This window comes from Sulfolobus acidocaldarius DSM 639, from assembly GCF_000012285.1.
GTDB lineage: Archaea > Thermoproteota > Thermoprotei_A > Sulfolobales > Sulfolobaceae > Sulfolobus > Sulfolobus acidocaldarius.
This window is the reverse complement of sequence record NC_007181.1, coordinates 1044540-1068991: the sequence shown is the minus strand read 5'-3', so window position 1 is coordinate 1068991 and position 24452 is coordinate 1044540. Positions and strand designations below refer to the sequence as shown.

The 24452-nt window shown below is 35.1% G+C and carries 28 protein-coding genes; 15 read left to right on the top strand and 13 right to left on the bottom strand.

Features of this window, described 5'->3' with window-relative positions; genetic code table 11:
- Positions 1–42 precede the first annotated feature (42 nt).
- From SACI_RS05990 to SACI_RS05975, 4 genes are all read right to left on the bottom strand, one after another.
- Entirely contained in the window at positions 43–618 is a 576-nt protein-coding gene (locus SACI_RS05990; protein ID WP_011278103.1) for an NADPH-dependent FMN reductase, read from the bottom strand.
- Positions 619–827: 209 nt separating this feature from the next.
- Complete coding sequence (locus SACI_RS05985) at positions 828–1397, bottom strand: hypothetical protein (protein ID WP_015385583.1); 570 nt, start codon at positions 1395–1397, stop codon at positions 828–830.
- Between the two features lie 44 nt (positions 1398–1441).
- Entirely contained in the window at positions 1442–2236 is a 795-nt protein-coding gene (locus SACI_RS05980) for an MBL fold metallo-hydrolase (protein ID WP_011278101.1), read from the bottom strand.
- A 16-nt stretch (positions 2237–2252) separates the two neighbouring features.
- A complete protein-coding gene (locus tag SACI_RS05975; protein WP_011278100.1) occupies positions 2253–2798 on the bottom strand; it encodes an ADP-ribose-binding protein in 546 nt (181 codons plus the stop codon).
- 92 nt (positions 2799–2890) lie between these two features.
- On the opposite strand from SACI_RS05975, the gene SACI_RS05970 reads away from it, so the two are divergent.
- Positions 2891–3283, top strand: coding sequence for a hypothetical protein (locus tag SACI_RS05970; RefSeq protein WP_011278099.1), 393 nt, complete (start codon positions 2891–2893; stop codon positions 3281–3283).
- A gap of 20 nt (positions 3284–3303) precedes the next feature.
- On the opposite strand, the gene treH2 is transcribed toward SACI_RS05970, so the two are convergent.
- Entirely contained in the window at positions 3304–5034 is a 1731-nt protein-coding gene (gene treH2 / locus SACI_RS05965) for an alpha,alpha-trehalase TreH2 (RefSeq protein WP_011278098.1), read from the bottom strand.
- A 36-nt stretch (positions 5035–5070) separates the two neighbouring features.
- On the opposite strand from treH2, the gene SACI_RS05960 reads away from it, so the two are divergent.
- Positions 5071–6405, top strand: a complete 1335-nt coding sequence (locus tag SACI_RS05960) for a glycosyltransferase family 4 protein (protein WP_011278097.1) — start codon at positions 5071–5073, stop codon at positions 6403–6405.
- Here SACI_RS05960 and SACI_RS05955 read toward each other — a convergent pair.
- Positions 6395–6592: a hypothetical protein gene (locus SACI_RS05955; protein WP_011278096.1), complete on the bottom strand. Its 198-nt coding sequence runs from the start codon at positions 6590–6592 to the stop codon at positions 6395–6397. The genes SACI_RS05960 and SACI_RS05955 overlap by 11 nt on opposite strands.
- Before the next feature lie 145 nt (positions 6593–6737).
- Here SACI_RS05955 and SACI_RS05950 point away from each other — a divergent pair, with 145 nt between their 5' ends.
- On the top strand, positions 6738–7448 hold the full coding sequence (locus tag SACI_RS05950) for a purine-nucleoside phosphorylase (RefSeq protein ID WP_011278095.1): 711 nt from the start codon (positions 6738–6740) through the stop codon (positions 7446–7448).
- Positions 7449–7462: 14 nt separating this feature from the next.
- A complete protein-coding gene (locus SACI_RS05945; protein WP_011278094.1) occupies positions 7463–8659 on the top strand; it encodes an HD domain-containing protein in 1197 nt (398 codons plus the stop codon).
- Here SACI_RS05945 and mvaD read toward each other — a convergent pair.
- Both mvaD and SACI_RS05935 read right to left on the bottom strand, forming a co-directional pair.
- Positions 8646–9623 carry a diphosphomevalonate decarboxylase gene (gene mvaD, locus SACI_RS05940; RefSeq protein WP_011278093.1) on the bottom strand — a complete coding sequence of 326 codons (978 nt, stop codon included), beginning with the start codon at positions 9621–9623 and terminating at the stop codon, positions 8646–8648. The two genes, SACI_RS05945 and mvaD, sit on opposite strands and share 14 nt — an antisense overlap.
- Positions 9613–10584 carry a phosphomevalonate kinase gene (locus SACI_RS05935; protein WP_015385582.1) on the bottom strand — a complete coding sequence of 324 codons (972 nt, stop codon included), beginning with the start codon at positions 10582–10584 and terminating at the stop codon, positions 9613–9615. Before SACI_RS05935 ends, mvaD begins: the two co-directional genes overlap by 11 nt.
- Before the next feature lie 9 nt (positions 10585–10593).
- On the opposite strand from SACI_RS05935, the gene SACI_RS05930 reads away from it, so the two are divergent.
- Positions 10594–11196: a hypothetical protein gene (locus tag SACI_RS05930; protein ID WP_011278091.1), complete on the top strand. Its 603-nt coding sequence runs from the start codon at positions 10594–10596 to the stop codon at positions 11194–11196.
- A 3-nt stretch (positions 11197–11199) separates the two neighbouring features.
- On the opposite strand, the gene SACI_RS05925 is transcribed toward SACI_RS05930, so the two are convergent.
- The gene (locus tag SACI_RS05925) at positions 11200–11532 is read right to left on the bottom strand and encodes a helix-turn-helix domain-containing protein (RefSeq protein WP_015385581.1); all 333 of its coding nucleotides are present in this window, start codon (positions 11530–11532) and stop codon (positions 11200–11202) included.
- Positions 11533–11890: 358 nt separating this feature from the next.
- On the opposite strand from SACI_RS05925, the gene SACI_RS05920 reads away from it, so the two are divergent.
- Positions 11891–12313, top strand: a complete 423-nt coding sequence (locus tag SACI_RS05920; protein ID WP_011278089.1) for a PaaI family thioesterase — start codon at positions 11891–11893, stop codon at positions 12311–12313.
- 4 nt (positions 12314–12317) lie between these two features.
- A complete protein-coding gene (locus SACI_RS05915) occupies positions 12318–13601 on the top strand; it encodes a phytoene desaturase family protein (RefSeq protein ID WP_011278088.1) in 1284 nt (427 codons plus the stop codon).
- On the opposite strand, the gene SACI_RS05910 is transcribed toward SACI_RS05915, so the two are convergent.
- The gene (locus SACI_RS05910; protein ID WP_011278087.1) at positions 13581–14333 is read right to left on the bottom strand and encodes a tetratricopeptide repeat protein; all 753 of its coding nucleotides are present in this window, start codon (positions 14331–14333) and stop codon (positions 13581–13583) included. The genes SACI_RS05915 and SACI_RS05910 overlap by 21 nt on opposite strands.
- 165 nt (positions 14334–14498) lie before the next feature.
- Here SACI_RS05910 and SACI_RS05905 point away from each other — a divergent pair, with 165 nt between their 5' ends.
- The gene (locus SACI_RS05905) at positions 14499–15122 is read left to right on the top strand and encodes a trimeric intracellular cation channel family protein (protein ID WP_011278086.1); all 624 of its coding nucleotides are present in this window, start codon (positions 14499–14501) and stop codon (positions 15120–15122) included.
- Positions 15123–15167: 45 nt separating this feature from the next.
- On the opposite strand, the gene SACI_RS05900 is transcribed toward SACI_RS05905, so the two are convergent.
- From SACI_RS05900 to SACI_RS05890, 3 genes are all read right to left on the bottom strand, one after another.
- Positions 15168–15488, bottom strand: a complete 321-nt coding sequence (locus SACI_RS05900) for a hypothetical protein (protein ID WP_011278085.1) — start codon at positions 15486–15488, stop codon at positions 15168–15170.
- 837 nt (positions 15489–16325) lie between these two features.
- Positions 16326–16718: a type II toxin-antitoxin system VapC family toxin gene (locus SACI_RS05895; protein ID WP_011278084.1), complete on the bottom strand. Its 393-nt coding sequence runs from the start codon at positions 16716–16718 to the stop codon at positions 16326–16328.
- Entirely contained in the window at positions 16702–16947 is a 246-nt protein-coding gene (locus SACI_RS05890) for a hypothetical protein (protein ID WP_011278083.1), read from the bottom strand. The genes SACI_RS05895 and SACI_RS05890 overlap by 17 nt, the downstream gene beginning before the upstream one ends.
- Positions 16948–17870: 923 nt before the next feature.
- Between SACI_RS05890 and SACI_RS05885 the strand changes: the two genes are divergently transcribed.
- The 7 genes from SACI_RS05885 to SACI_RS05855 all read left to right on the top strand — a co-directional run bounded on the left by SACI_RS05885 (position 17871) and on the right by SACI_RS05855 (position 24432).
- Entirely contained in the window at positions 17871–18281 is a 411-nt protein-coding gene (locus tag SACI_RS05885; RefSeq protein WP_011278082.1) for a cupin domain-containing protein, read from the top strand.
- 168 nt (positions 18282–18449) lie between these two features.
- Positions 18450–18983 carry a DUF488 domain-containing protein gene (locus SACI_RS05880; RefSeq protein ID WP_011278081.1) on the top strand — a complete coding sequence of 178 codons (534 nt, stop codon included), beginning with the start codon at positions 18450–18452 and terminating at the stop codon, positions 18981–18983.
- A gap of 48 nt (positions 18984–19031) precedes the next feature.
- Positions 19032–19799, top strand: a complete 768-nt coding sequence (locus SACI_RS05875; RefSeq protein ID WP_011278080.1) for an SDR family NAD(P)-dependent oxidoreductase — start codon at positions 19032–19034, stop codon at positions 19797–19799.
- 120 nt (positions 19800–19919) lie between these two features.
- The gene (locus SACI_RS05870) at positions 19920–21566 is read left to right on the top strand and encodes a hypothetical protein (RefSeq protein ID WP_011278079.1); all 1647 of its coding nucleotides are present in this window, start codon (positions 19920–19922) and stop codon (positions 21564–21566) included.
- A 50-nt stretch (positions 21567–21616) separates the two neighbouring features.
- On the top strand, positions 21617–22273 hold the full coding sequence (tenA, locus tag SACI_RS05865) for a thiaminase II (protein WP_011278078.1): 657 nt from the start codon (positions 21617–21619) through the stop codon (positions 22271–22273).
- 293 nt (positions 22274–22566) lie between these two features.
- Entirely contained in the window at positions 22567–23070 is a 504-nt protein-coding gene (locus tag SACI_RS05860; RefSeq protein ID WP_011278077.1) for a hypothetical protein, read from the top strand.
- A 6-nt stretch (positions 23071–23076) separates the two neighbouring features.
- The gene (locus tag SACI_RS05855) at positions 23077–24432 is read left to right on the top strand and encodes a hypothetical protein (RefSeq protein WP_011278076.1); all 1356 of its coding nucleotides are present in this window, start codon (positions 23077–23079) and stop codon (positions 24430–24432) included.
- The last annotated feature ends 20 nt before the right edge of the window (positions 24433–24452 follow it).

Here is a 24452-nt window from a genome sequence, read left to right as displayed (position 1 = left end):
GAAGAAAAATAGAATATTGAACCCTTTTCCACAAAAATTAACTTATAAACTTACTACCTGTTTACTTTTTACCATCTTTACATAATCCACAAGGTTAGTTAGCAATTGAGATATAAATTTTTTAGAGTTTTCGTCTACAAGATTTCCATTTTCGTCAAATTTTTGTTGTGCAAAACTTACGAATACTTCTGGCCCAGTTACTACATTTACATTCAGGAATGATAGGATCTGTTTTAGGTGATAATGTGCTAAAGCTCCTCCAAGCATTCCTATCGAGGCACTCATTATTGCAGCGACTTTTCCGTTAAAGGAGTTATCCATATAAGGTCTGGAAGCCCAATCTATTGCATTCTTTAATACTCCAGGTATTGACCTATTATATTCTGGCGTAGCAAATAAGATAGCGTCGCTCTCTCTGATTTTTCTTTTTAGATCTTTTACAACCTGTGGAGGGTTGTTTTCCTCATCTTGATTAAATGGAGGAATTTGGCTTATGTCTTCAAATATTTCCATTTCAACTCCTTGTGGTAAAAGATTTAAGGTGGCTTTTAGTAGTAGTTTGTTATACGAGTTCTTTCTTATACTTCCAGGTATACCAAGTATCTTTATGTGTGACATAGGAATTTACTTGACGAAGTAAATTATAAAGCTATTGTTTGTGGAAGAATTTATGTAATTAATTAAATAACTTTAAGGCGTTATCAATTTATATGTAAAGATAATCATTTTTTGGTCATAGAAGGGGAAGGAGAACTTTAACATTTCAATGAGTTACTAGTTATATATCTAAAAACAAGGAATATAATTTACTTTTCAAATTATAAAATCTACTCCATTATAGTACTATAATTATTACCCTTTTCGAATAAGTATTTTTTCATAAATATTTTAAGGTCTTGCAACTTAAACTCTTCTATCTGTTTATCCAGTTCATTTATTTTATTTAAATCATAATCTGATAAGTTTTGGATTATATTTTCTCTTTCTTCTTTTCCTCTTCTCGTCAATTTCAACTGGAATTTATGACATGTTAAAAAGCTGTTTTTTTCTAGTAAGGAAAGATGCGCATCAATTCTTGGACTGTAAATAAAGTACAGTTTTCCCCATCTGAAAATGAAAATGGGATCTTGAACCGTATATTTCGTGCTCAAATAATCATAAACTAAGAAGGTTTTTACGAAAAATTTATACTTCTTTTCCTCTAAAGTCTCGTTAAAGGATAGGAGAATTAAATTATCTAATGGTATATCATAATCTGGAAAGCTTTGTATATGATCATTAATTTGAGAAAGTATATACTTTAACATATAATACGCACTTTGACACGATCCATACTTTTCCATCTCCTCCACGGCTTCCTTCATTAACTGAAAAATTCTTTTTTCTATTATCGTCACGATTTCAAAATGAGTATCCTACAGTTTTATTTTTGCCCTAATATTTAATGGACTTTCTTCCTAAATACTAGACCTTTAGGTGTTACTTTATATTCAATATTCTCTAGTCCTAACAACATGGATTTTATAGTAATACTGTTTAAAAGAACTCCTGTAGCTGAAATATCAGGCTTTAGCCTTATTGCAATTTCTTCTGACGTCATTTCTTCGGTGGAGATTAATTCTTTTACTCTTTCAACTAACTTATTATTATATTCAATATTATAATCGATTAGTTTTATCATTTTATTGAGACTAAATATTGGTCCATGACTTATAACAACATTCTCCACACTCTTACTTATTTCCTTTATTTTTTGTATGCTATCTAAGGCAGACCAGAAATCTATGTAAAAAGGCACTGAAAAGTTCTGTAGGACTCTTTCACCAAAAAATGTATCACCTGCATATAGTACATTATCAACTATGTACCCTGTATGCCCTGGTGTATGTCCAGGGAGTTTAATACTCTCTACCTCAGAATCCTTATAATCTGCTGTTAGATCAACTAGATTCTCTTTTACGTAATCATAGCTAAATATCTCTGAATTTAAAGAGGTACACCCATAAGTGAGCATTCTCCTGCCTTGCAACGTTATTGACCAATATTCCTCCTTTGGTAGATATTTTACTTTTGCATTGGAGAGTAAGCCTGAAATATGGTCTGCATGCCCATGTGTAGCCAATTGAACTTCTCCTTGAATTTCTGGGTTATTTCGATCTATAACTATGCGTCCATCATAAATTAATGTATTCGGACTTCCGGGAATAATGTTAATTTTCTTCGTTATTTTAACCATAAAATAAGTTTAGTGTTTAGTTCATATATAAACTATTATCAAAAACTTTTTTGAACACAGAATAAGCTTGATCGCCGTAAACCACTACCAGTATCCTTTTTAGGAATTTAGGCTTATACTCTTTCATCACCTTACTCATTATTCTAGCGCATATTTCATATGGGTAGCCATAAATTCCTGTAGATATTGCAGGCAACGCTATACTAGAGAGTTTAAGCTCATCAGCTTTCTCTAAACTTCTCCTTATTGCTGACTCCAACTTATCATCACCCTCTATTCCATATCTAGGTCCTACTGCATGGATAACGTATCTTGCTTTCAATTTACCTGCTGTAGTAACAGCGACTTCTCCGACAGGAACTGGTCCATTTCTTCTAACATACTCATCACTTTCCTCCTGTATTATATAACCCCCACTTCTTACAATTGCAAGAGCTACTCCTCCGCCATGACTAAGATAAGAGTTTGCCGCATTCACAATTGCGTCTGCTTCTACTTTTGTTATATCTCCATTTTCCAGGATAACCTCTAAACCATTTGACAACTTATAGGCTACTACCATTAATTATTTTTTATATTAGACAGCAAAAAAGTTTTGAATGAGCTTTTTGTCAATAGTCATAATTTTTAGGTTTCCCTAAGACAAATAGGAATATGAGACAATTTTATACTTACTATCTTATAGGCTCAGGTCTATCACTACTGGTTGGAGGTTATTTACTGTATAAAGTAGTGCCGGTATTTTTGTCAGTAGCGACGTTTACCCTGGTAGTGGTTCTATTCATTATGTCATATCTTGTGAGGATAAGTAGGTTTGCAATAAACGTTGGGTTTGTTCTAGCAATTTTAGGTATCCTAGTATCATCATTTTCGCCAGCTCATGACAGAGCCTTGATACAGCTTTTTGATAGTTCTATGTATCTCGTATCCGTCGATATCTTAATGATCTTGGGATTTTATTTATTTCCAGTACTCTACATCATCAACTGGATATTGGATTTTGTCAGCTCGAGAAAAGGAGTCGAGAGACGATTCAATAGTAAGTGAAAATATATGTTCCTTTCTGTTTATCTTACTTCATCAAACTCCAGTATACTTAATACCATTCCAGAATGGGGGAACAAATGAGGATAATTGCCTCTTGCCTCACAAGTTTCAGGATCCACATGTTCTCCTATAAGTCCTAAGTCCTGATTACACTTTATCAGAGTTTCAAGTAACCATCTAGCTCTGTCAAATTCTTTCAATCTGATATAAACCCTAGCCATCCATGTTGTAACTAACGTGAATGGATTCTTTGCCAATCCCATGAAATCTTTTTTATACCTCAAATATAATCCATCTGCGACCCTGAGTTCTTCATCTATCTTCTTCAAAGTGTTCATGAAGAGAGTATCTGTTGCTGGTATGAAATCATATATTGGTAGGGTCAACAACGCAGCGTCTATTTCATCTCCTCCGTAATATCTCACGAAATGATGATTGTCCTTAACCCCATTATTCAGTATGTCTATCTTTATCTCATTAGCTCTGGACTTCCATTCCTCGAATAATTTATTATAACCTAAATCTTTTGCCAATTTTGATGCTCTGTCTAAAGCAACCCAGGACATTAATTTTGTGTGAGTGTAATGCCTACTGATTCCTCTCTCTTCCCATATATCTGTACTTTCCCCTCTCCATGAAGAAGAAACCCAGTCTGATATTGCCTCAACAGCCCAGAAAATAGATGAAATATAATCCTTATCAAGTGTCCTTTTATAGTATTCGTATAACGCATTCATGTAGGCTCCCTCAATATCCATCTGAATCTGAAGATAAGCAGCATTTCCAATTCTAACCGGTTTACTATTCATGAACCCACTTAACCAGTCCAAATTCTCTTCTGCAGGTGGTGGTGTTCCGTCAACAGAGTAAAAGGGGTGGTCAAAGCTTTTTGAGGATGGATCAAGTAGGTTTGTTAAAAAGTCTAAAGCTCGTCTGGCATGTGTTAATAGATTGGCTTTCACTAGGGCTTCTATAGCATAGGAAGAGTCCCTAACCCAGACATATCTGTAATCCCAATTTCGTTCGTCACCAACTATTTCAGGAATAGACGTAGTAGGTGAAGCAATTATTCCTCCTGAAGGCTTATATATTAAGCCTAAAATCACTGATAAGGATCTATAGAAAGCATTCTCATATATGCTAGGTTTTCTAGCTCTTTCCAGTTCTTTTCTAGAATAGTAGAGTAATTTTGAGTATGCCTCATACGGTTCAGAGTATACAAAGCCTTTCTGACTAAATAAACCGTATCTGAGATCTCTGGAATATAGTAGGTATAGGTAACCCTTTCCACTATTTACTGTAATGCGGTAAGGTGAAATTATTTTATAATCTCCATTTATCAATAGTTCTAATCCTTCCTTAGACTCCGGATTTTTATAAATTATTCCATCTTTTCTTGTTTCTGTGCCGGCATTTACTAGACCATAATTGAATAATGGCTTAACTTCAACATTAAATGGTACTTTAGCCTCATATAATCTTATAATTGCCGGTAAGGATAGGGGCAGAAAATCTATCAGTATAAGATTGCCATCATCGAATTCAGTTCTGAGTATCAGTGAGTATTCTACATACTGTTGTTTAACTTTGTTGAATTTTTCAGGAGTTATAAGGAAGTATCCTCCTTTATCTTCATCTAATATCTTTGTAAAAACAGATGGAGAATCGAATTTGGGAACTGGAAACCACTCTATACTTCCTTCCTTCTCTAGTGCAGTTGTTATGCCGTTTGAAAGTAAGGCGTAATTCATTAAAAGAATATAACTACTGAAAGAGTAAATTAGTTTATGTTCTCAGTATCTATCAGTACACAGACACCGCCAGTTAGATTCAGGTATACTTACAGGGATTTAATGGATAAATATGGATTCTTTGAACTACCGATAGAGTTGAGTCAATTGGACTCTTCTGATTACTACTTTTCTGTAGGCGGAGTACCAAAGATGATGTTATCCCTCATCAACAAATTTAATAAGGTTAGATGGGTCTCTTTAGGTCCTGGTTATCCACCTCAGGTTAAATATGGTGATCAGAGGCTTTTCGATTTTATAGATCTAGATCCTGAGAATCTTAAAAATTATACTAGGTATAAAGAGGGAATATATAATGAAAGCCATGGAATAGAGAAATATGAGATTAAACCTTCAGAATATATAAGTTACGCGGATTATAACTGGATCTCAGCTAAAAAATTACTTGAATTTCACAATGACAGTGATGTATATTTCATAAACGATTTTCAGCTATTACTAGTGGGAGGTATAATTGGTCCATCAGCACCTGCAATACTTTGGTATCATATACCATTTGTGCCTGAAAATTTATCACCACGGATCAGGGACTTTATTGTAAGATCATTTGAGGGATATGATTATGTTATACTGAGTACTAAGAGAGACTTAGAAGGTCTTCTGAGGATCGGTGCCAAAATAAATGCCAGGCAAGTTTACCCTTTCATTGATACTAGCACTTTAAGAAGAGGTAGTAAAGGTGAAGTGGATAAGGTAAAATCCAAATATAATATAGGTAAAGACGAAAAAGTAATAACTGTAGTGGCTAGAATGGATCCCATGAAAAGCCAAGATGTAGCAATAATGGCTTTAAAGAAAATTAAGGAGAGTAATGCTAAACTTTTACTCGTGGGGAATGGTAGTTTCACAAGTGGTGCATTGGGCACAAATAAGGCTGGTAATTGGGTAAGAAAACTTCAGTCTCTAGCCAGTAATTTAGGAGTTGACAAGAAGGTTGTATTTACAGGTCATGTGTCAGACGAAGAGTTGAATGCAATATATGAGGCTTCAGATGTGATTGTCCTTCCATCAAGGATAGAGGGTTTTGGTCTCGTTGTGTGTGAAGGTTGGTTCTTTGAAAAGCCTGCTATAGTGAGTAGTGGTGCCGGGGTAAGTGAGCTAGTAATTGATGGTTCTAACGGTTTTGTGTTCAAGAGCGGTAATTATGAAGAGTTAGCTGAAAAAATAGATATTGTCTTGAAAGAACCGGATAAATACAGTAGGCTAAGTAGAGATACTGTAAATAAATGTAATGTTGAATACGCCTTTAATCAACTCAAAGATATATTTGCACAGGCGATGAAAGACTATGGTAAAAATGTTAACCTTTAGTAGGTCTAATTGTTATAGTACCAGATTCTTCATCTACTTGTAGCATATATTTTGTACCGTGTTTTTCAACCATTGATTTTGGTATGTATAAGTTTAGCGGTAACGTGTAATATTCATATTCGTAAGTCTTTCCCCTTACAGTCTTCTTTCCCACCAATCTTTTAGCTTCAACAACCCTTTCTTTCATAAGATAAGGTATTGAATATGACTTTTTAAATATTATCCTAATTTATTCTAATGCTTATATAAGCCTATATGAACTCTGTTTACAGATGATGAACACTGGCTGTATTGACCAAATGATATAAAAACCTTCTAATGTCTGATATCTCATGAATCCCGTACATATTCTCGCAAAGAAAGGAGATGTGGCAGAAAGAGTAATAATAGCAGGTGATCCCGGCAGGGTAAGGTATATAGCTAAATTCTTAGACGATGTAAGGACAGTAAACGAGAACAGAGGATTTCTTGTATATACAGGCAAGTATAAGGGTATTGATATCTCAGTTGCAACTCATGGTATAGGTGGTCCTTCCATAGCCATAGTATTAGAGGAATTAATTATGTTAGGAGGAAAGACGTTTGTGAGGTTTGGAACCACCGGAGCGCTAGCATCAGATATAGAAATAGGCGACTATATCCTAGTTTCTGGTGCTTCCTATAATCCCAGTAGTATAGTATATCAATATTTCAAGGAAAACGTCTGCATTTCAGCAACCCCAGACTTTGAATTAAGTTCAGCACTTTACAACTCCTTCAAGAACAGAAAGTTAAAGTTTCATGTGGGTAACGTTTTCAGCAGTGATGCATTTTATGCGGAAGATGCTGAATTTGCGAAAAAATGGTATGAGAGGGGTAATATTGCAGTAGAGATGGAATGCTCTACACTGTTCATACTGAGCAGATTAAGAAAAGTGAGAAGTGGGGCAGTGTTAGTTGTTTCAGACAATTTAGTTAAAGGGGGATGGATATCAAAAGAAGAGTTAGAAAATAAAGTTAAGGAAGGAGTATATGCTGTACTAGACGCATTAATATTAGTTTAACAAAATAATATATCGTGAAATTAATAAGAGATCCAATACATGGTTACATAGAAATAGACGACGAAATACTAAAGATAGTTTCCTCTAGAGTATTTCAGAGGCTGAGATTAATTTCTCAGAATGCTATGGCACATTTAGTCTATCCTGGTATGAGACACTCCAGATTTGAACATAGTCTTGGTGTAATGCAGTTAGCTGGAGAATTTGCACGTTTTGTTAAACCCCCCTTTTTCACCCCTGGTTATGAAAGATTGGTCAAAATAGCAGGGTTACTCCATGATATAGGTCATTTAGCCTTTTCTCACACCTTCGAATCTGCTTTACAAGTTGCTAATGAGATATATGGTGTTAAAGACGTATTTTATGAAGGCAAAAAGACTCACGTTAAAATAGGAGTTAAAATAATCCAGGAGAACCTATCTTCTATATTGGAAGCCATAAAAGATTCCACTATTTCCGACCCAATAAAATTTCTGACAAACGTGCTCGAGGAGAATGTAAGAAGTGAAGAGGAACGCTTTGCGTTACAAATAATCTCAAACTTCATTGACGCCGACAGAGGAGATTATTTATTGAGAGATTCATACTATGCAGGTGTTGGGTATGGCTCCTATGACATTGAAAGACTTAAGAGAGTTTTAGTTTATGTAGACGGTAGAATAGCAGTTCTAAGGAAGGCTATACCTATTGTTGAACAATTTCTACTGGCAAGGATGTACATGTTTGAAAACGTATACTTCCATAGCGTTGTAGGGATGTATAATTCTATCCTATCTCATGCAATTGCTAAGATGATACAAACTGGGTTATTGGATTTATCTAGACTCTTGGAAATAACGGATATAAATGTGTTATCAAAGCTCGATAAGTTAGATGAAAGATATAAACGAGCCCTTCTTTACAGGGAAGGATACAGGAGGATAAAAAAAGAGGTTATAAATGAATGCCTAAATCGAGTGGATAGAGATGAACTAATAAATCTGAGCAGAGAAACTGACGGAAAGATCATTTATCATGAGTTCTTTGATGTTCCGTATAAGGAAGAAAAGGAAGCTGTCTACATATTTGATGGAAGTAAGCTCCAAGAGTTATCTAAAGTATCTAACTTGATAACTGCCGTTAAGGATTTGAAAAAAGCTGTAATAGTTTACCATGTAAGCGAAGAGGACAGAATTAAGAAGTATAAAGAGATCCTGTCTAACTGCGAATAACTCTAGGTCCCCTTCCAACTTTCGTTATTATATAATCCTTTATTCCTATACTATTTAGATACTGAGTAATTTCATCAAGGTGCTTCTTTGTCGTGAATATATGTGGATTTGGTCCGGCGTCAAAAGTGTAAGCAGCATTTCCAAATTCTTGTATCCATTCCATTATCTTGAAAGATGTGTCATTTAGATAAAAGAACGATGGCCATGAATCAAGGATAACAGCATGCATACTATTACTATGCCTCATGGTCCAATAATAGAACTCTTTTTCGTCCTTCTTCTTAATACTATCTATAACTAAAGGCAATGTATCTTCAATAAACTTAAGTCTACACTCCATCAGTGAAGAAGATAAGGCTGTATTCTTCATCCCCTTCCTCGAGGAAACCTTCTTCTCTTTCAACTGAATTAGCGGAATAATATCTATTAGGTCTTCCCAGTGATCCTCAGGAAAAATTTGATAACAATATGAATCTTCCCCATCTTCCTGACTACCCTTTTCCCATATTACAAATCCACCAATCGTGCTTCTACAAGCACTACCTGATCCAATTCTGGCTATTTTGGATAATTCCCTTTGGCTTAAACCCAAACCTAATGCATCATTTAACGCATAAACTAATGCAGCTATACCTGCTGCAGACGAGGCTAAACCGACTGATTTAGGGAAATTCATGTAGGACTCAACTTTTACGGAGAATTTTTTACCGTAGAGCTCTCTGAAAATATTAATAACTCTCCCTCCATATTCTTCAAATTCTTCCTCTCTCAACTTCTGTTGATTTATGTATATTTCGTCCTTTTGTAAATCGGCTGAAACAGTTACCTTAGTCCTCACTTCTAATTTCTCCAAGCTTATGGATAATGAGGAATTCAAAGGGAGATTTAGTTTATCGTCTCTTTTCCCCCAATATTTAACTATTGCTATATTGGAAGGAGCAATAGCCTCTCCTTCAAGTTTCAACCTTAAGCCCCTCGTCTTCCTTCAAATTAATAACATATATTCCTTTAATTTTCTTCCACTCCTCTATAACCCTTGAAAGATCATAACCTATTGCGAAGACTGACTCGCCCCCAGCTCCGGGGGACATTGCTATTAGTGCATCATACTTTTCAGCTATTCTCCTTAACTCTATGGTTTTTTCGTTCTCTATTTTTACGCCTACCACATTTTCAGCTAGTTGCTCTAACATGAGTCTAGATAACTTTAAGTGTTCTACAGCCTGTTCCAGTTTGTTATCTTTCAATAATTTTATGGCAAATGAATTCTCAGCATCAATGTATTTCATCATTTGCTTAAACTGTTCCAAATCTCTCTTTTCAACGAACTTCGCCACGGAGTTCACAGTATCATAACTTTCCCCAATGAATGCCAATGCCATTTGGTATTTATCCCCTAATCTAAGAGGCTCGATGTAAGTGTCTAAATTTTGTATGTCTGTGAATCTCTTGTAAACTATTGAGCCATAAACTGCGGTAGCTATGTCGAATCCACTACCTATACCTCTTTGTCTTTGATAGTTTGCTACTTGCGATATTTTGTGTATCTCGTTCAAGTCTACATTTTCGTTTACTAGGGCATACAAACATGCAGTTAAGGCAACTGTGGATGCAGAGGAGCTCCCTAAACCTGTTTTTCTGCCCTCTAGCAGGAAGTCTTTGTCGTTTATTAGCTTAACATGAACTTTTGGTAAATTAGGGAACTGTGATATGACACTTTCGATTAAGGAATTTCCTTTACCCTTAAAGACTCCGTAACTAGTCTCGAATAAAGAATCGTCTGAAGGAGAGTACTCACATTCAGCTCTCACTCTTTTATTGATTGCTATTGAATGGGATATTCCTCCAAAGACAACGGAGTAACTACCTATCCATAAAACTTTTCCTGGAGCACTAGCTACTACTTTTTTTATCTTTTTCACCATAATCAGTGTATGGAGTTTGAGCAAAAAAGAGATAGGCTAGTCTTAACTACGATAGCTCAGGCTGGTCCTTCAGGCTTAGATTCTAGAACTTTATTCTCTAATTTGTCATTATTCGTAACGGCTGAGTCAATACAGAGAAGTATTGAAAACTTGTTCATAAAGGGAGATGTGGTTATAGTCAATACAGGTGGAGAAGTAAGGTACATAGCATCAAAGACCGTTAGAGATTCATTACTCACGTTAGAAATTCAGAAAGTCAGACTGGTAGAATACTTAAAGGAACTGAGTAAAAAGAAAGATGAAATACTGAAGATTGAGGATAAGTCAAAACAGGCTGAGGAGTTAAGAAAACTCATAGGTAGGGGTTTCGTGTTAATAGCCACAGGTTTGTTAAGTTTATATGAGAAAAGACCTGAAACAACAATACCTGAATATATAGAGGCACTTCAACCTTTAGTAGACGTTTTAGAGAAATTAGCTAAAATGGTGGAGATTCCGTACTCTAAAGAGGAACTAGACAATATACTTAAGCTCATAGAGAAGTATAGAGGAGAAAAAGATTATCAGATAATGAAGGATCTAATAGAACGTGAGACAGCCAAGAACCAATGAGTTCTATATCCTAGCCATATCCTCACTTATGACTTGGTCAATCAGTTTAGAACAATTCAGTAAATCATTTCGCATTTTATCCTCAAAGTTAATAATCAACGTGTAGTAATACTTCGGTCTTCCTATCCTTTTATCTGTCTTCTTCTCCCTTGTAATTAAACCTATGTCCATCAATTTTTTGAGACTATTCTCTATTGTCGTCTTACTAACCTTCATCATGTCAGATAGCTCTTCAGACGTTATAGGCTTTCTCAGCTCTATCAATTTTAATAAACAGTCAACATCAGTGTCCGAAATCTTATAACAACATCGTATTACTTCTTTATTTATGCCCATTTTTTCTTGGCTCACATAATATATTCAATTTTTAACCTAATAAAAATTTCTCTAGTTTATACTATGTTATATTCAATTACATAACTAATTGGGATATTGCAATTTTTTGCCAATAATAGCATAATATAAAACTTTTGATATATGCAACTTTGTGAATCTTTAAAAATATACGTTATTTTTGATTATGTAAACGGATTAAAGTATATTATTTACAAGGAAATTTTACTATCAATACAACAATAACATAAAGATTACATGGTTAGACAAAATAATTGTTGATTGTATGTGAGAAGCCACTGTGTTGTAATCAAATATCTTAGAAGAAAGAGTTTTTTATGAGATATTTATAGTAATCTTTATGACCGACGAAAGTAGCGGATTTTTTGATCAGGAAAAAATAACATATATGTTAAATCTAGAGAAACTTGCCTCATACATAGGTCTCAAAGTTGTTAAGGTAAGTAAAGGATACGCAGAAACTACTTTTGACTACTCCGAAAATGTCACAAGATTGGGCGGTATTCTGCATGGCGGAGTAATAATGACAGTATTAGATTACACAGGTGGAATTGCTACTATGACAGTAAACGAGGGGTTCAACCAAGTTACACAGGAACTAAAGGTTAACTTTCTAGAAGCTATGAAAGATGGTCCCTTCAAGTGTATAGGTAAGGTAATAAGAGCAGGTAAAACTACAGTCGTAGTTGACCTAAGCCTATATGACGCGAATAACGTCCTAGGTGCGAAAGCTCTAGGAACTTGGCATATCTTGAGAAAGTGATATAATGTCTACAAAGAGAATAGTTATTGTAGGCGGAGGTCATAACGGATTAATACTTTCTGCATTACTCGCTGAACAGGGTGCTAAGGTAACACTCTTAGAGGCTAACAGTAAGTTAGGGGGAATGACAGATACTATCGAAATACAGGGTGTGAAGTTAAGTAGAGCATCGTACGTATTGGGTCTCATGCCTGGTTTTCTTATTAATAAATTTAAGATTCCGTTACTTTACAACGATATTTTTCAGGTCTTCTACGTCAACGATAAGGTAATACCATTCTACAGAGATTCAAGGAAGAGAAGAGAAGAAATGATAAAGGCTGGTGAAACGAGATACCCTGAATTTGAAGATAAATTGTTGAAGTTTAAGAAGTTGCTTTATGATAAATTTACTTTTGTGGAAAAGCCACCAACAAAAGATTCGATCCTTGAGGAAGCTAAGAAATACGGTTTAGAGGAATTCATTCAGGAACCAGCAAAGAAAGTATTGTCAGAGTATATATCTGAGGACTACCACGAGTTCTTTATATATCCAGGAATGGAAAGGACTTCGGCGTATGTTATTGCCTACTTCTTTTCCCCTGAGTGGTCTTTAGTAGAAGGTGGAATGGGTACAGTGAGTCAGAAAATTGCAGAGTATGCTATCGATAAGGGAGTTGAAGTAAGAGTGAACAGCAAGGTAGAAGAGCTCATAGTAAGAGACGATAAGGTGGTTGGTGTAAGGATGGGTAACACTGTGGTTGACGGTGATGTATTTGTGATAGCCACTAGTCCTTTACAATTTCCTGAGCTCGTTCCCAATGTCCCTAAGAGGGGGTATTATCCCGGATGGAAGAAATACAATGTTATTTTATCGGACTACCCCAGGTTTCCTGAGAAGCTTAAAGGTCTTGAGAATTCCCTTCTCGACACTGAATTTGGTGAGTTGTTATTCCCGTCTATCTTAGATAAGAGTAGAAACGGTGTAGTGATGGAGACCATGGCTGACCTGGAGGATCTCTACCAAATGTTCCCAGACCTTAAAAGTAAAGTTAAGTATGTCGATGAATTGAACGCATTTAACGCAGAAAAGATCTATAACTTGCCTTACGGCGATTTGAACCATCTACCAATGAGGGAGGAATTTATCCTTGAAAAGAGGCTTGGATATGAAACAAAGTACGATAATGTTTACTTATGTAGTGCAGGGACTTATCCAGGTGGTCAAGTTACAGGCATTCCTGCAGTAAATGTAGCCAATTTAATACTAAAGAAGTACTTTACTAGGTCAACTTTTGTTGTCAGTTAATTCCTTCACTTTTTCTATATCTTTTTCAGCTTCTTGATCCATTCCCAGTTTCATGTAAACTTTAGCTCTCCTGTAATAAGCCTTAACTAGTTCAGGCTTATACTTTATTGCCTTACTGTAGTAGTTTACGGCTTCATTTAATTTACCCCTTTGTTCCAATATTACGCCTTTACTGAAGTATAACTCAGCATAGTATGGGTTTAGGTTAATCGCCATATCTATGTCATCCTCATATTCTAACCCCAGCTCTGCTTTCACTAGAGCTCTGTAATAGTATAGCTCAGCATCCATGGGGTATTCTCTTAAGGCTATTGTTATGGATCTCAGTGCCCCATAATAATTTGCAGTATGGTATTCCACTATTCCCTTTACCTTGTGGAACAGAGGAGAGTTGGAGTTTATGTTAGCTATCTCCTCTTTTGCCTTATCGAAATTCTCCATTTTAATGTAAATTAATGCTCTCAATATCTTTGATTCATCATTTGTTTCGTCCTTTATTTCATTTAATGCGTCTTGATATAGACCCTTTTGAATATAAATTCTAGCTACTTCGAGCCTATTATTAGCCTGTCTAAAGGCTTCAAGTGCCTCTTCATCCTTACCTAACTCCAATAATATCTTTCCTAATAGGTTATATATGTCAGGGGAGGGATTACTCTTAATAATCTCATTAATCTTTCTTAGTGCATAGTTTAAATTACCCTCTTGGTAAGCTCTTACAACTTCCTCCATATATTAAAAATATGATTACTCAACTTATAACTCCTTATTTTTATTTAATATCAAAAAACCTTTATCATCATCTAAAATCCATAAGAAAACACATTGCTACTCTGAAAGAACATAGTAATAAGGGGAGGAGAGACTTTTTAAATCAAAACTCAATTCATCACATACGTGATTGTCTCATCATCAATCGTATTTGATATATTTAATTACATAGGTATAGTTGCCTTTGCAATCTCAGGGGCAATAAAAGCGGTAAAGAAGGGCATGGATCTTTTAGGAGTTCTAGTATTAGGTTTCTCAACAGCCTTAGGAGGAGGTATTATATCAAATCTGTTATTGGGTAAAACTCCCCCCACAAATCTAATCTATTACCCTTATCCTATTACCGCATTTCTAGCTAGTTTAGCTACCTTCGTTTTCTATAGGATATTCACCAATGTGGGAAAACCTCTACTATACGCTGATGCAATTGGGTTAGGTGCTTTTGCATCTTCAGGTGCCTCATTAGCCTACTCAGTATCCAACAATGTAATTCTAGTTGTAATAGTAGGGGCTATAACAGCAGTAGGAGGTGGAGTAATTAGGGACATACTATCAAACGAAGTGCCTTTAATCCTCACTAGAGAGTTTTATGCTACCACAGCTGTAATAGGTTCCTTCGTGTATTTCATAGCCTCTGATCTCTCTGTGCCTGAAGATGTAGCTTTAATAGTCTCATTTCTAATAACCTTGATTTTACGGATTTTAGCAATGGAACTAAAATGGGAACTACCGAGAAAAAAGATAGAATAATCTAACACTAATAACACTGATGGCAATTTGGGATTGTCTTTTAGCTTATCTCCTTAAACTATATCTCGCCTTTCTCTTCTCCGTAGCTCTATCTACCTCTTTAGCCTTCTTATTTTCAGACAAGACCCAATAATCTCTTATTCTAGCAAGAGCCTCTCGGTAATCTTTTACGCCCTTCAGCATTTCGGCTAAGGTGTTATTTCCAATATATCTTAACCATGCTACTATATGACCTTGCTCTAAATGCCAATTAACACATGGAGGATCAGCTGAACCAATTCTCATAATCTCTTTTTCAAGTTCTTTTTCGTTATGGGCTACTCCTACTACTTTATCATATGATTTAAAATAGAAGGGCTCGTTCATTTCACCTATCACTTTTCCCCTCACAACATTAATAAGGGAGAGGGCTAATACCAGTTATAAATACTAAAAACTTGATGATTTTAAATTATAATATAAAAAAGTGTTTTATTAATTAACCACTTTTATCATTTTAGAGTCTAAATAAAATATTTATCATTAAAGCCATTTTACCTATTAAAACAAAATTTTTGATTATAATTAATATTACTACAGAGAAAATACACTATTGGTATAGCTCTGTGAAACAAAGTTATTGGGTATTACGCTAATCAGGTAATATCACTATATCAAGATATTAGAGATATTTTTATTGGCTTAATTTCTTCATAAAGCTGTCAAATAAACAGAAACTTATCTCAGTTTAGCTAGTTCTTTACTGTTTATTTTTATCAAATGAATTTACTTGATATCTATTTTTTAAGTGCATACTGAGTTATACTTTTCTTCCAAATATAAATACAATAAGGAAATTACGTCCGAGGTATATCTCCTTCGTGACTGCTTTGAGGAGTAATATCCATGTTTGTAATATCCTCCTCTACGGGTTTAGATCTAGTTTTAGTATCCTGTTCTTTATCTGTCTAGGTAAAGAGACCTAACTAATGAAAATGGGTGGAAATGTTAAAAATAGTCGTTTAAAAACAACTGTTTCTTACCTATGGCAAGTCTATGTTAAAACCCTTCAGGAAATAGAGATTATCGGAAAGACATAAGCAGTAAAATGAATACAAATTTATATTTTATCAGGTTTCCTTCTCTTGCTACAATATTCTCTTTCTCTACTAATTTACAGAAATTATGACAAACGCTAATTCAAATCATATTGACTATTCTACGTTATAGCTCATCCGCGAAGACAACGTTTGATATGCTTTTATCTATCTCTTTCTCTTTTTTGAATATAGCGTTGATTTTCAGTTCTTGAGCAGCTCCTATATTAAACGCGTCCACTATAGAAACACTGTGAGCACATTTTATTTCAGCAGCCTTCCTAGCAAACCTCATACTATTAACTATTCCGAAAAACCCGCTCTTTAGTAGTTTTTGGATAACTTCGTTTGCCCTCTTATTCCCATATTTTCTACACGTAACATACTGTAGCTCTGTCAAGGTAAGGTCTGTTATTAGTGGCTCAATTTGGTTTTGGATAATTAACCTTGTTATCTTTTCTCCTATATCTGAGCCCTCTAGGATTTCAACTAAAACTCCTGTATCAATAATCGCTTTCATCTTCTTCCCTAGCCTTCTCTAATTCTTCCCTAATCCCTTTCATCGAACCGAGTAGTGAGAGCAATAATTGAGGGTCTTTTTTTACCTCTTTACTCTTATCATAAAAGTCTATGAGGAATTTTATTGTATCATTGATACTTACTTTTTCTCCCTTATTTTGTTGCAGTTCTGAGGATATTCTGATGAGACTTCTTTTTACTTCCTCATCTACTCTCACTAGTGTACTCATATGTAATAGTTAGTTAAGGATATAAATAAAGTTTACTTTGTTAACAACCTTCTCAAACAAATTCATAACGCTTTTCACAACCTTTGTCTCTAAACTAAGTTTTGAAGTACAATCTAATGTTACAGCTATACAGATTATTACTATATTGATACCAGTTACTAATGTGTGAAGCAAACTGCAATACAATTTATCTCAATCTTTTTAAAATAATTTTAATTTCCTTTAACTAAATAAAGTATCTTTCATAGGAACTATCTATATCCTATCTCTAGAGTCTACATACGTTAATTTTAGGGGTTTAATTTTACATTCTCAACAATTATTCATTAATTCTCAGCTCCCGAAGAATTAAACATTAATTTTCCTTCACTGTAGTTTTATTGATTTATACTATCCTTTTCTACGAAAAATTGTTGGTGGAGTGGAAACTCGGCAATCTTTAAACTTTATCTTGTTTGAAGGTTTTATCCTTATTTGTGTTGTTACTAAGGTGGTTGAAAACTGGGTGTAAAGTTGTCAAGTTAAGTTGAAGTTAACTTAACACTGTATTATGTTGTCTTGATTAAGAGAAAGCAGAAAACCTAAAATGGAGAGGAAACAGAGGATTTTTTAATCATAAGATAAATTGAAAGTAATACGGTACTTACGTATTACACATAAGGAAAACTGTACTGAGATAGCTTATTTCTTTATCTAAATTTCAAAAGCCAGGTGTCGCATTGCATATGCTAATTTTTTGTTGAAAGGCTCAAATTAGAAGCTTTTTCTGTGAAATACACTGATAGTTAATAGAAATTAAGCTTACTTATTTTCCCTTATTTCTCCATGTTTTCTCACTTGCAGTCCTAAAATTATATGATGAGAGTTAAAATAAAAAATGGGAGAGTAATCGGTTTTTATTGAGACTTCGCAATACGATATATATGGATACAAAAGTTGTAATTAGAAGAGATCAGTGGAAACCAGGATCGGCGATGGAAATAAAGCGAGGCGTTAAGGATTGGAAAGTAATATATCCAGAGACTGGTTTTCCTGTCAAATCCTTAGTTTTAGGTGTAGTTGAGGTAGAGCCAAATAACTCAACTCCCCTTCATAAACATAACTGCGAAGAAGTATATTATGTTCTAGACGGAGAAGGTGTAGTCGAAATTAATGGAGTAAAATACGAGATTAAGGCTAACGATTCAGTCTACATCAAGGAGAATACTCCACACAGGGTCTTTAATACAGGTAAGACCACGCTTAGGTATGTTGCGGTAGCTGGAATTATGTTTGTTCCTTTGTTACCTAATTGGCCAACTGAAAGTCCATATGAATTTGTTGGAGAGAAATAATCAGATTGATCTTATTTTTTCGCTAAAAGGCTCTTAGAGGGATTGGGGAGAATAAAAACACTAAAGCATAAAATTTAATCATGTTCTCTCTTCATAATACTGAAGCAGTCAAGTTTATCTCACTTACAATCATGAAGTTATTTTATAATCAGAAACTAGTGACCATTGATGACAACTATCAAAGCATATACAATAGGGCATTCAAACAGAACCATTAGCGAGTTCTTAAATCTCCTTTCAGCATATAAAATAGAGGTTTTGATTGATGTTAGGAGATGGCCTAGGAGTAAAAGTTTCCCTCATTTTAACAAAGAGAATTTATCCATAACTCTTGAGGATAATGGTATTCAGTATATCTGGTTTGAGAGTTTAGGAGGTTATAGGAGGTTTGGCAAAGACATCAAAGACGATGGTATTGGAAGATGTTTCAAGGACGATAGCTTTAGAGCTTTTGCCACGTATATCCTCAAGTCAGTTGACGCTAAAAAAGCATTGGAAGATCTTCTACACTTGTGTTCAACTAGAACAGTAGCTATAATGTGTGCTGAAAGCCTTCCGTGGAACTGCCATAGGAAGATAATATCTGATTGGCTCTACTACAAATCAGTGGAAGTTATTCACGTACTTGGAAAGAATAAGACTATTAGCCATAAGCTTACAGAGTGCGCCAGGATAGAAAACGGAGAACTAAAATACTTATAAGACTAGCGTCTAGGATAGTTTATTATCTATCAAAATGCATAGTAGTTTATGTCATATCAGAGTTTGAAAAATAAAGTAGTAATTGTGACTGGTGCAGGAAGCGGAATAGGTAGGGCTATAGCTAAGAAATTTGCTCTTAATGATTCTATTGTTGTAGCGGTTGAGCTGTTGGAGGATAGGTTAAATCAAATTGTTCAGGAGTTAAGGGGTATGGGGAAAGAAGTACTTGGGGTAAAGGCTGATGTCTCAAAGAAAAAGGACGTAGAGGAATTTGTGAGAAGGACCTTTGAAACATATTCTAGGATTGATGTACTTTGCAACAACGCAGGAATAATGGACGGAGTTACTCCTGTAGCTGAGGTTAGTGATGAATTATGGGAGAGAGTTTTAGCTGTAAACCTGTATTCAGCATTTTACTCTTCTAGGGCTGTAATCCCTATAATGCTCAAGCAGGGTAAAGGTGTCATTGTAAATACCGCATCAATTGCCGGTATAAGGGGAGGCTTTGCTGGTGCTCCATACACAGTCGCAAAACACGGCTTGATAGGTTTGACCAGAAGTATTGCTGCCCATTATGGTGATCAAGGAATAAGGGCTGTGGCTGTTCTTCCTGGTACAGTTAAGACAAATATAGGGCTTGGTAGTTCTAAGCCAAGTGAATTAGGTATGAGGACTCTTACAAAACTTATGAGTCTTTCGTCGAGATTGGCTGAGCCAGAAGATATAGCTAATGTAATAGTGTTTTTAGCATCAGATGAGGCATCCTTTGTAAACGGAGATGCTGTGGTTGTAGATGGTGGTTTAACTGTACTGTAATGTTTTATCTTTTCTTTTTTTGTTAGAGTTTCTTTATAAATGGGATTTTTAACGAAAGATCAGGCTTAATCTGTTCTCTATTTCCAAAAAATTTATTTTGAGTCACGGATACCAGAGTCCGTGGCACTAAGGTACAAAGAGTCTCTGAATGCTAACATCTCCCAGTTTCTCCTGTTCCTTGCTACTAGTATAATGGGCGCAAACGCTTATCTTAACACATGGACAGTTGTTGCTGATCTCGTAATTGTTACATTGGCTGGAATTGTGCTGTTCTTAGATTTCAAAGAGGTAAATGAGCGTATACTTACATATATAATTTACACCGAACTGGCGCTAATTCCAATCTTTTACATCATACTTACCCAGAATATATGGTTATTTCTGTTCACGTATGTGATTTTAGGTCTGGGTATATATTTCAGAAAACTGAAACTCTTTAGCCTGATATTTTTCTTAGCTTCGATGATCTATTTTCTACAAATAAGAGTGTTTTTCGGTACAGATTCTTCAATGATATCTTACTACTCTGCGTACCTTTTTTTGCATGGTCTTAACCCTTATAATCCTATAAATACTGCTAATGTCTACCAGTTTTATCATCAAAATATCTACCTCTCTTATCCAACTCCCATACTTACTGGCGGTTTTGTAACTAACCTGAATTATCCTTCATTATCATTTCTCGTTCTTATACCTGCAGTCCTGCTAAAGATTTCTCCAAACTACGTTTATCTGACATTTGATCTACTGATAGGTATCATTACATTCTTTTACCTGTCTGAAAAGGAATATGCTTTGTTTATAAGTGCCTACCTAATCCCCTCATACATATTTTATTCAACAGGAGGAGTTACTGATATTGTATGGGTGTTCTTTCTATTACTATCTTTACTGGTAAAAGACGTAAAATGGAAGGGTGTATTCTATGGTCTATCAATAGCGTATAAGCAGACTCCCCTTGCAATTTTGCCATTTTACTTAATATCGTATAGAAAGGATCTAAAGAAATTTCTCATCCCAGCAGTGTTGGTATTTTTCCTCTTTAATGGTTATTTCATTCTGATTAATCCTAGTTACTATATTCAAGGTGTAGTAACACCTATGGGTAGCTCCCTGTTACAGATAGGTTATGGTTACAATTTGTTATCGTTTACCAATATCTTCTATCTTTACCCATTATTCTTCACTGTAGCCCCAATTCTGATAGTTGTAATGGGTCTGCTTCTCTTTAGAAATAAGTGGTATGGGATAGCATATTTTGCCTTTCTATTTTTGTACAGAGTGTTATGGAATTATCTAATATATTGGCCGATGTTCTGCTACACAAACACTCTAAATAGTAATGATAACAGTGGTATTTCACTGGGCAGTAAGAGTAAGACAATAATAATTTCCATGTTTCTTCTAGCTATACTAGGGTTTGCATTCTTTTTCCATTACAATTTTCTCTCCTATCCCAATTCTATTCACATTGACGTATTAAAGGTAAATTATGATAATCAGGGTTACATAGTTAGTATGCTCCTGAATGTCAGTTATAATGGTCCTGGCTCAATCACTCCATTGTTCAGAATACTTGTTGATTCAGCGGGTCCACCTAATGGGTTTGTTTGGATATCAAACTCCACTAACCTGAAAAGTGGGGAATGGGAAATAGTTAATGTATCTGCACCACTACCTCAGCTCTACATTAGCCCAGATACTAAAGCATTGATGATAAATGCGTATTATTCAGTCTACCAAGGCTTTCTAGAGATAAACTTGTGATATGAGCTTGGTACGTAAGCTTATATAACTGTTTTATTAAACTTTATAACGTGCTTTCTGAACGTCTGTGGGAGTCAATATCTGATGTTTATTCTGCAATATTATCACATCCTTTTATTACAGGATTAGTGAGTGGGAAGTTAGAAGAAGAGAGATTTAAATATTATATAATTCAGGACTATCATTACTTAAAGGACTTCAGTAAAGCACTAGCTGTTTTATCCGCTAAAGCAGAATCTCAAGAGCAGTCAGTTCTATTTGCTACACATGTTTCGGACGTTATAAAAGTGGAAAGAGATCTTCATAATTACTTCTTCACTCACTGGAAGATAAATCCTGAAGATTTTGAACAGTCCCCCTCTAACCTTATGTACACTTCTTATTTGTTATCTACTGTATATTCAAGACCATTCTATGAAGGTGTGGCTGTTGTTCTCCCTTGCTATTGGATCTATATGGAAGTAGGCAGAGAATTAACAAAGAAAGGTTCTCCAAACCCATTATATAAGAGATGGATAGATACTTATGGAGGAGAGGAGTATGAAGTTGGAGTTAAAAATGTATTAAATATAATAAATTCTTTTAAATTGACTGATAGTCAAGAGAAAATGATGTTTAAGCACTTTAGATTAGCATCGATTTTCGAGTATATGTTCTGGGATATGGCTTATAGATTAGAAAGGTTTCCTTTTAAGATCAAAGTATGATTTTATTTTCCTCAACTTTTACCTTAAACTGTGGTTCACAGGATATAGTCTCTTTTTTATTTGTTGTAGTTGTATTACTGATTGAGTTAATACCACTGAAGAGGTTTATTTTTCTATTGGGTTAATGGCTTTTCCTACTTCTGTTTTAATGTCAATAAAATCTAAAAAGCTGAGTTTCTTATAGTAACTAGTGAGCGAATTGGTCTTTACTGAACAGTGATGACTGCACGTCAGAGCGATTGGTATTATGTAGCATTTTGGTTTAAAATTCTTCTGGTTAAACTTTTAGAATCATGATTAACAAGGACGTGGTTATTTCAGTTCTTCAGGAACTTTATGATGGAAAACCCATAGCTTTTTCCAAAATAAAAAGAAGAATAAAGGAGGATCCTGAGGATATAGAGAAAGTATTAACTGAATTGGAGAGTGAGGGTTTAGTAAAGAAGTATGATGTTAATGGTGGAAAATCATATGAGCTCGTTAAGGTTGATTCTAATACTATTGTAATAGGTTTATTGAGAGAAATAAAGGATGAAATAAAGAAACTTGAAGAAATAGTAGGTGAAAAGTGGAAACTTAACGTTGGTTCCTTTGACGAGGTTTATGATAAAGTTAAAGACAACTTGGGATATGCATCATTGGAAAATATCAGGGTTGAACTTGGTCTAACAAAAGAGGAATTTTACTCAAGATTCAGGTCTTACGTGGAATCTAATTATGATTTAATTGCAGGGGGGAATGAGGGATACGTAAGGAAAGGAGCTGTATACGGAATAGTAAAAAGAAAGAAGAGGTGAGGAAGTTTGATATGTAATATACCTAAGGTTACAGTTACAACCTGGTCTGCCAAGAATGTTATTTTAGCTGGACCCACATACAAGCAATATTTGAGTAAATCGTTAGAAGTCATAAAGAACAAGGACATTGCATCCATTATAGGACAACCCGGTATGGGAAAGACAACCATTCTCAAGAAGGTTGAGGAGATTATCAGTAAAGAAAAATTCACATTATTCCTAGACCTTTCAAGCAAGGGAGAAATAGAGAGTGAGTTCTGGGACAAGATTGATAGATTCATGGTGAAGAACCTTGTAGTAGGCAAAATGGATAGGAAAAAGTACAAATACGGCTTTCTGAAGAAGCTGACCGGAGTAAGTTTTGAAAATCACCTTTACTCCATGTGCGGTAAACTGGATGACTTCTTACTAAGGTTATATTGTTTAGACTACAGTAGGGACTTTGACGGTATATTAAAGTTTGTAAACGATTTGAAAAACGTCATGGATATCACTATTTTAGTTGATGAGATTAGGGAAGGTCATCTATCTAAAATACATAGACTGATAAATTCCGGTCTAAACGTGCCTATTTTAATGGCAATTCCGACTGATGCTTATAATAAAGTTACCGATTTAGCCATAAGGAGGAGATTAGATGAGAGCAGGATAAGTTTAGACAGTGCTCTCACATCTGATGATATTAAAGAGATAGTTGAGGCTTATTGCAAGCCAATATCTGATGTGCTATTTCCGATAATTTTGGCAATGTGGAATGGCAGAGAATTAACCACCGTAAGCTCTATCCTACAGTTCATAAAATCAGAGGTAGAGAGGATTGAAACTGACTGTGAAGGAAATGTGGAGTGTATAAAGGACAGTATTCAATCCTCATATACGTTAAAGAACGTGGAGGAGAATTCCACGACACTGGAGAAAATGCTTAGAGAGACAATTTCGTCACTATCTAAAGAGTTTAGAGTATCTTATGTACATCAGAGGGGAAAGAGAGTCGAGGTCAAAGGTAAGAACATAACTGTAGGTATATTCTTTACTAAGGATGACTACGGGTATCTAGGTATTGTTAAGTTATCTAATGGAAATGAGATATCAGGGGACGAGATTTCGTTGTTACCCTATGTGGAGCAGGTTGAAAATGACAAGAAAATCTACAAGATAAGGAAGAAGTTCATAATAACTAATACCAAGATTAATGTCCAAGGTGTCGACGTGGTGGAGATACCTACATTAGAGGTTATACGGATTATAAGAGGCGATTCACTAATACTTGAGGAGAGAACACGGAGCATTCTAAAAGAGTTAGTGTCTGATGACCAGACTACTAACGTACAAAATAATTTTAATGCAGTGGCAACAACGTAGTAATTGTTTTCTCTTTATAC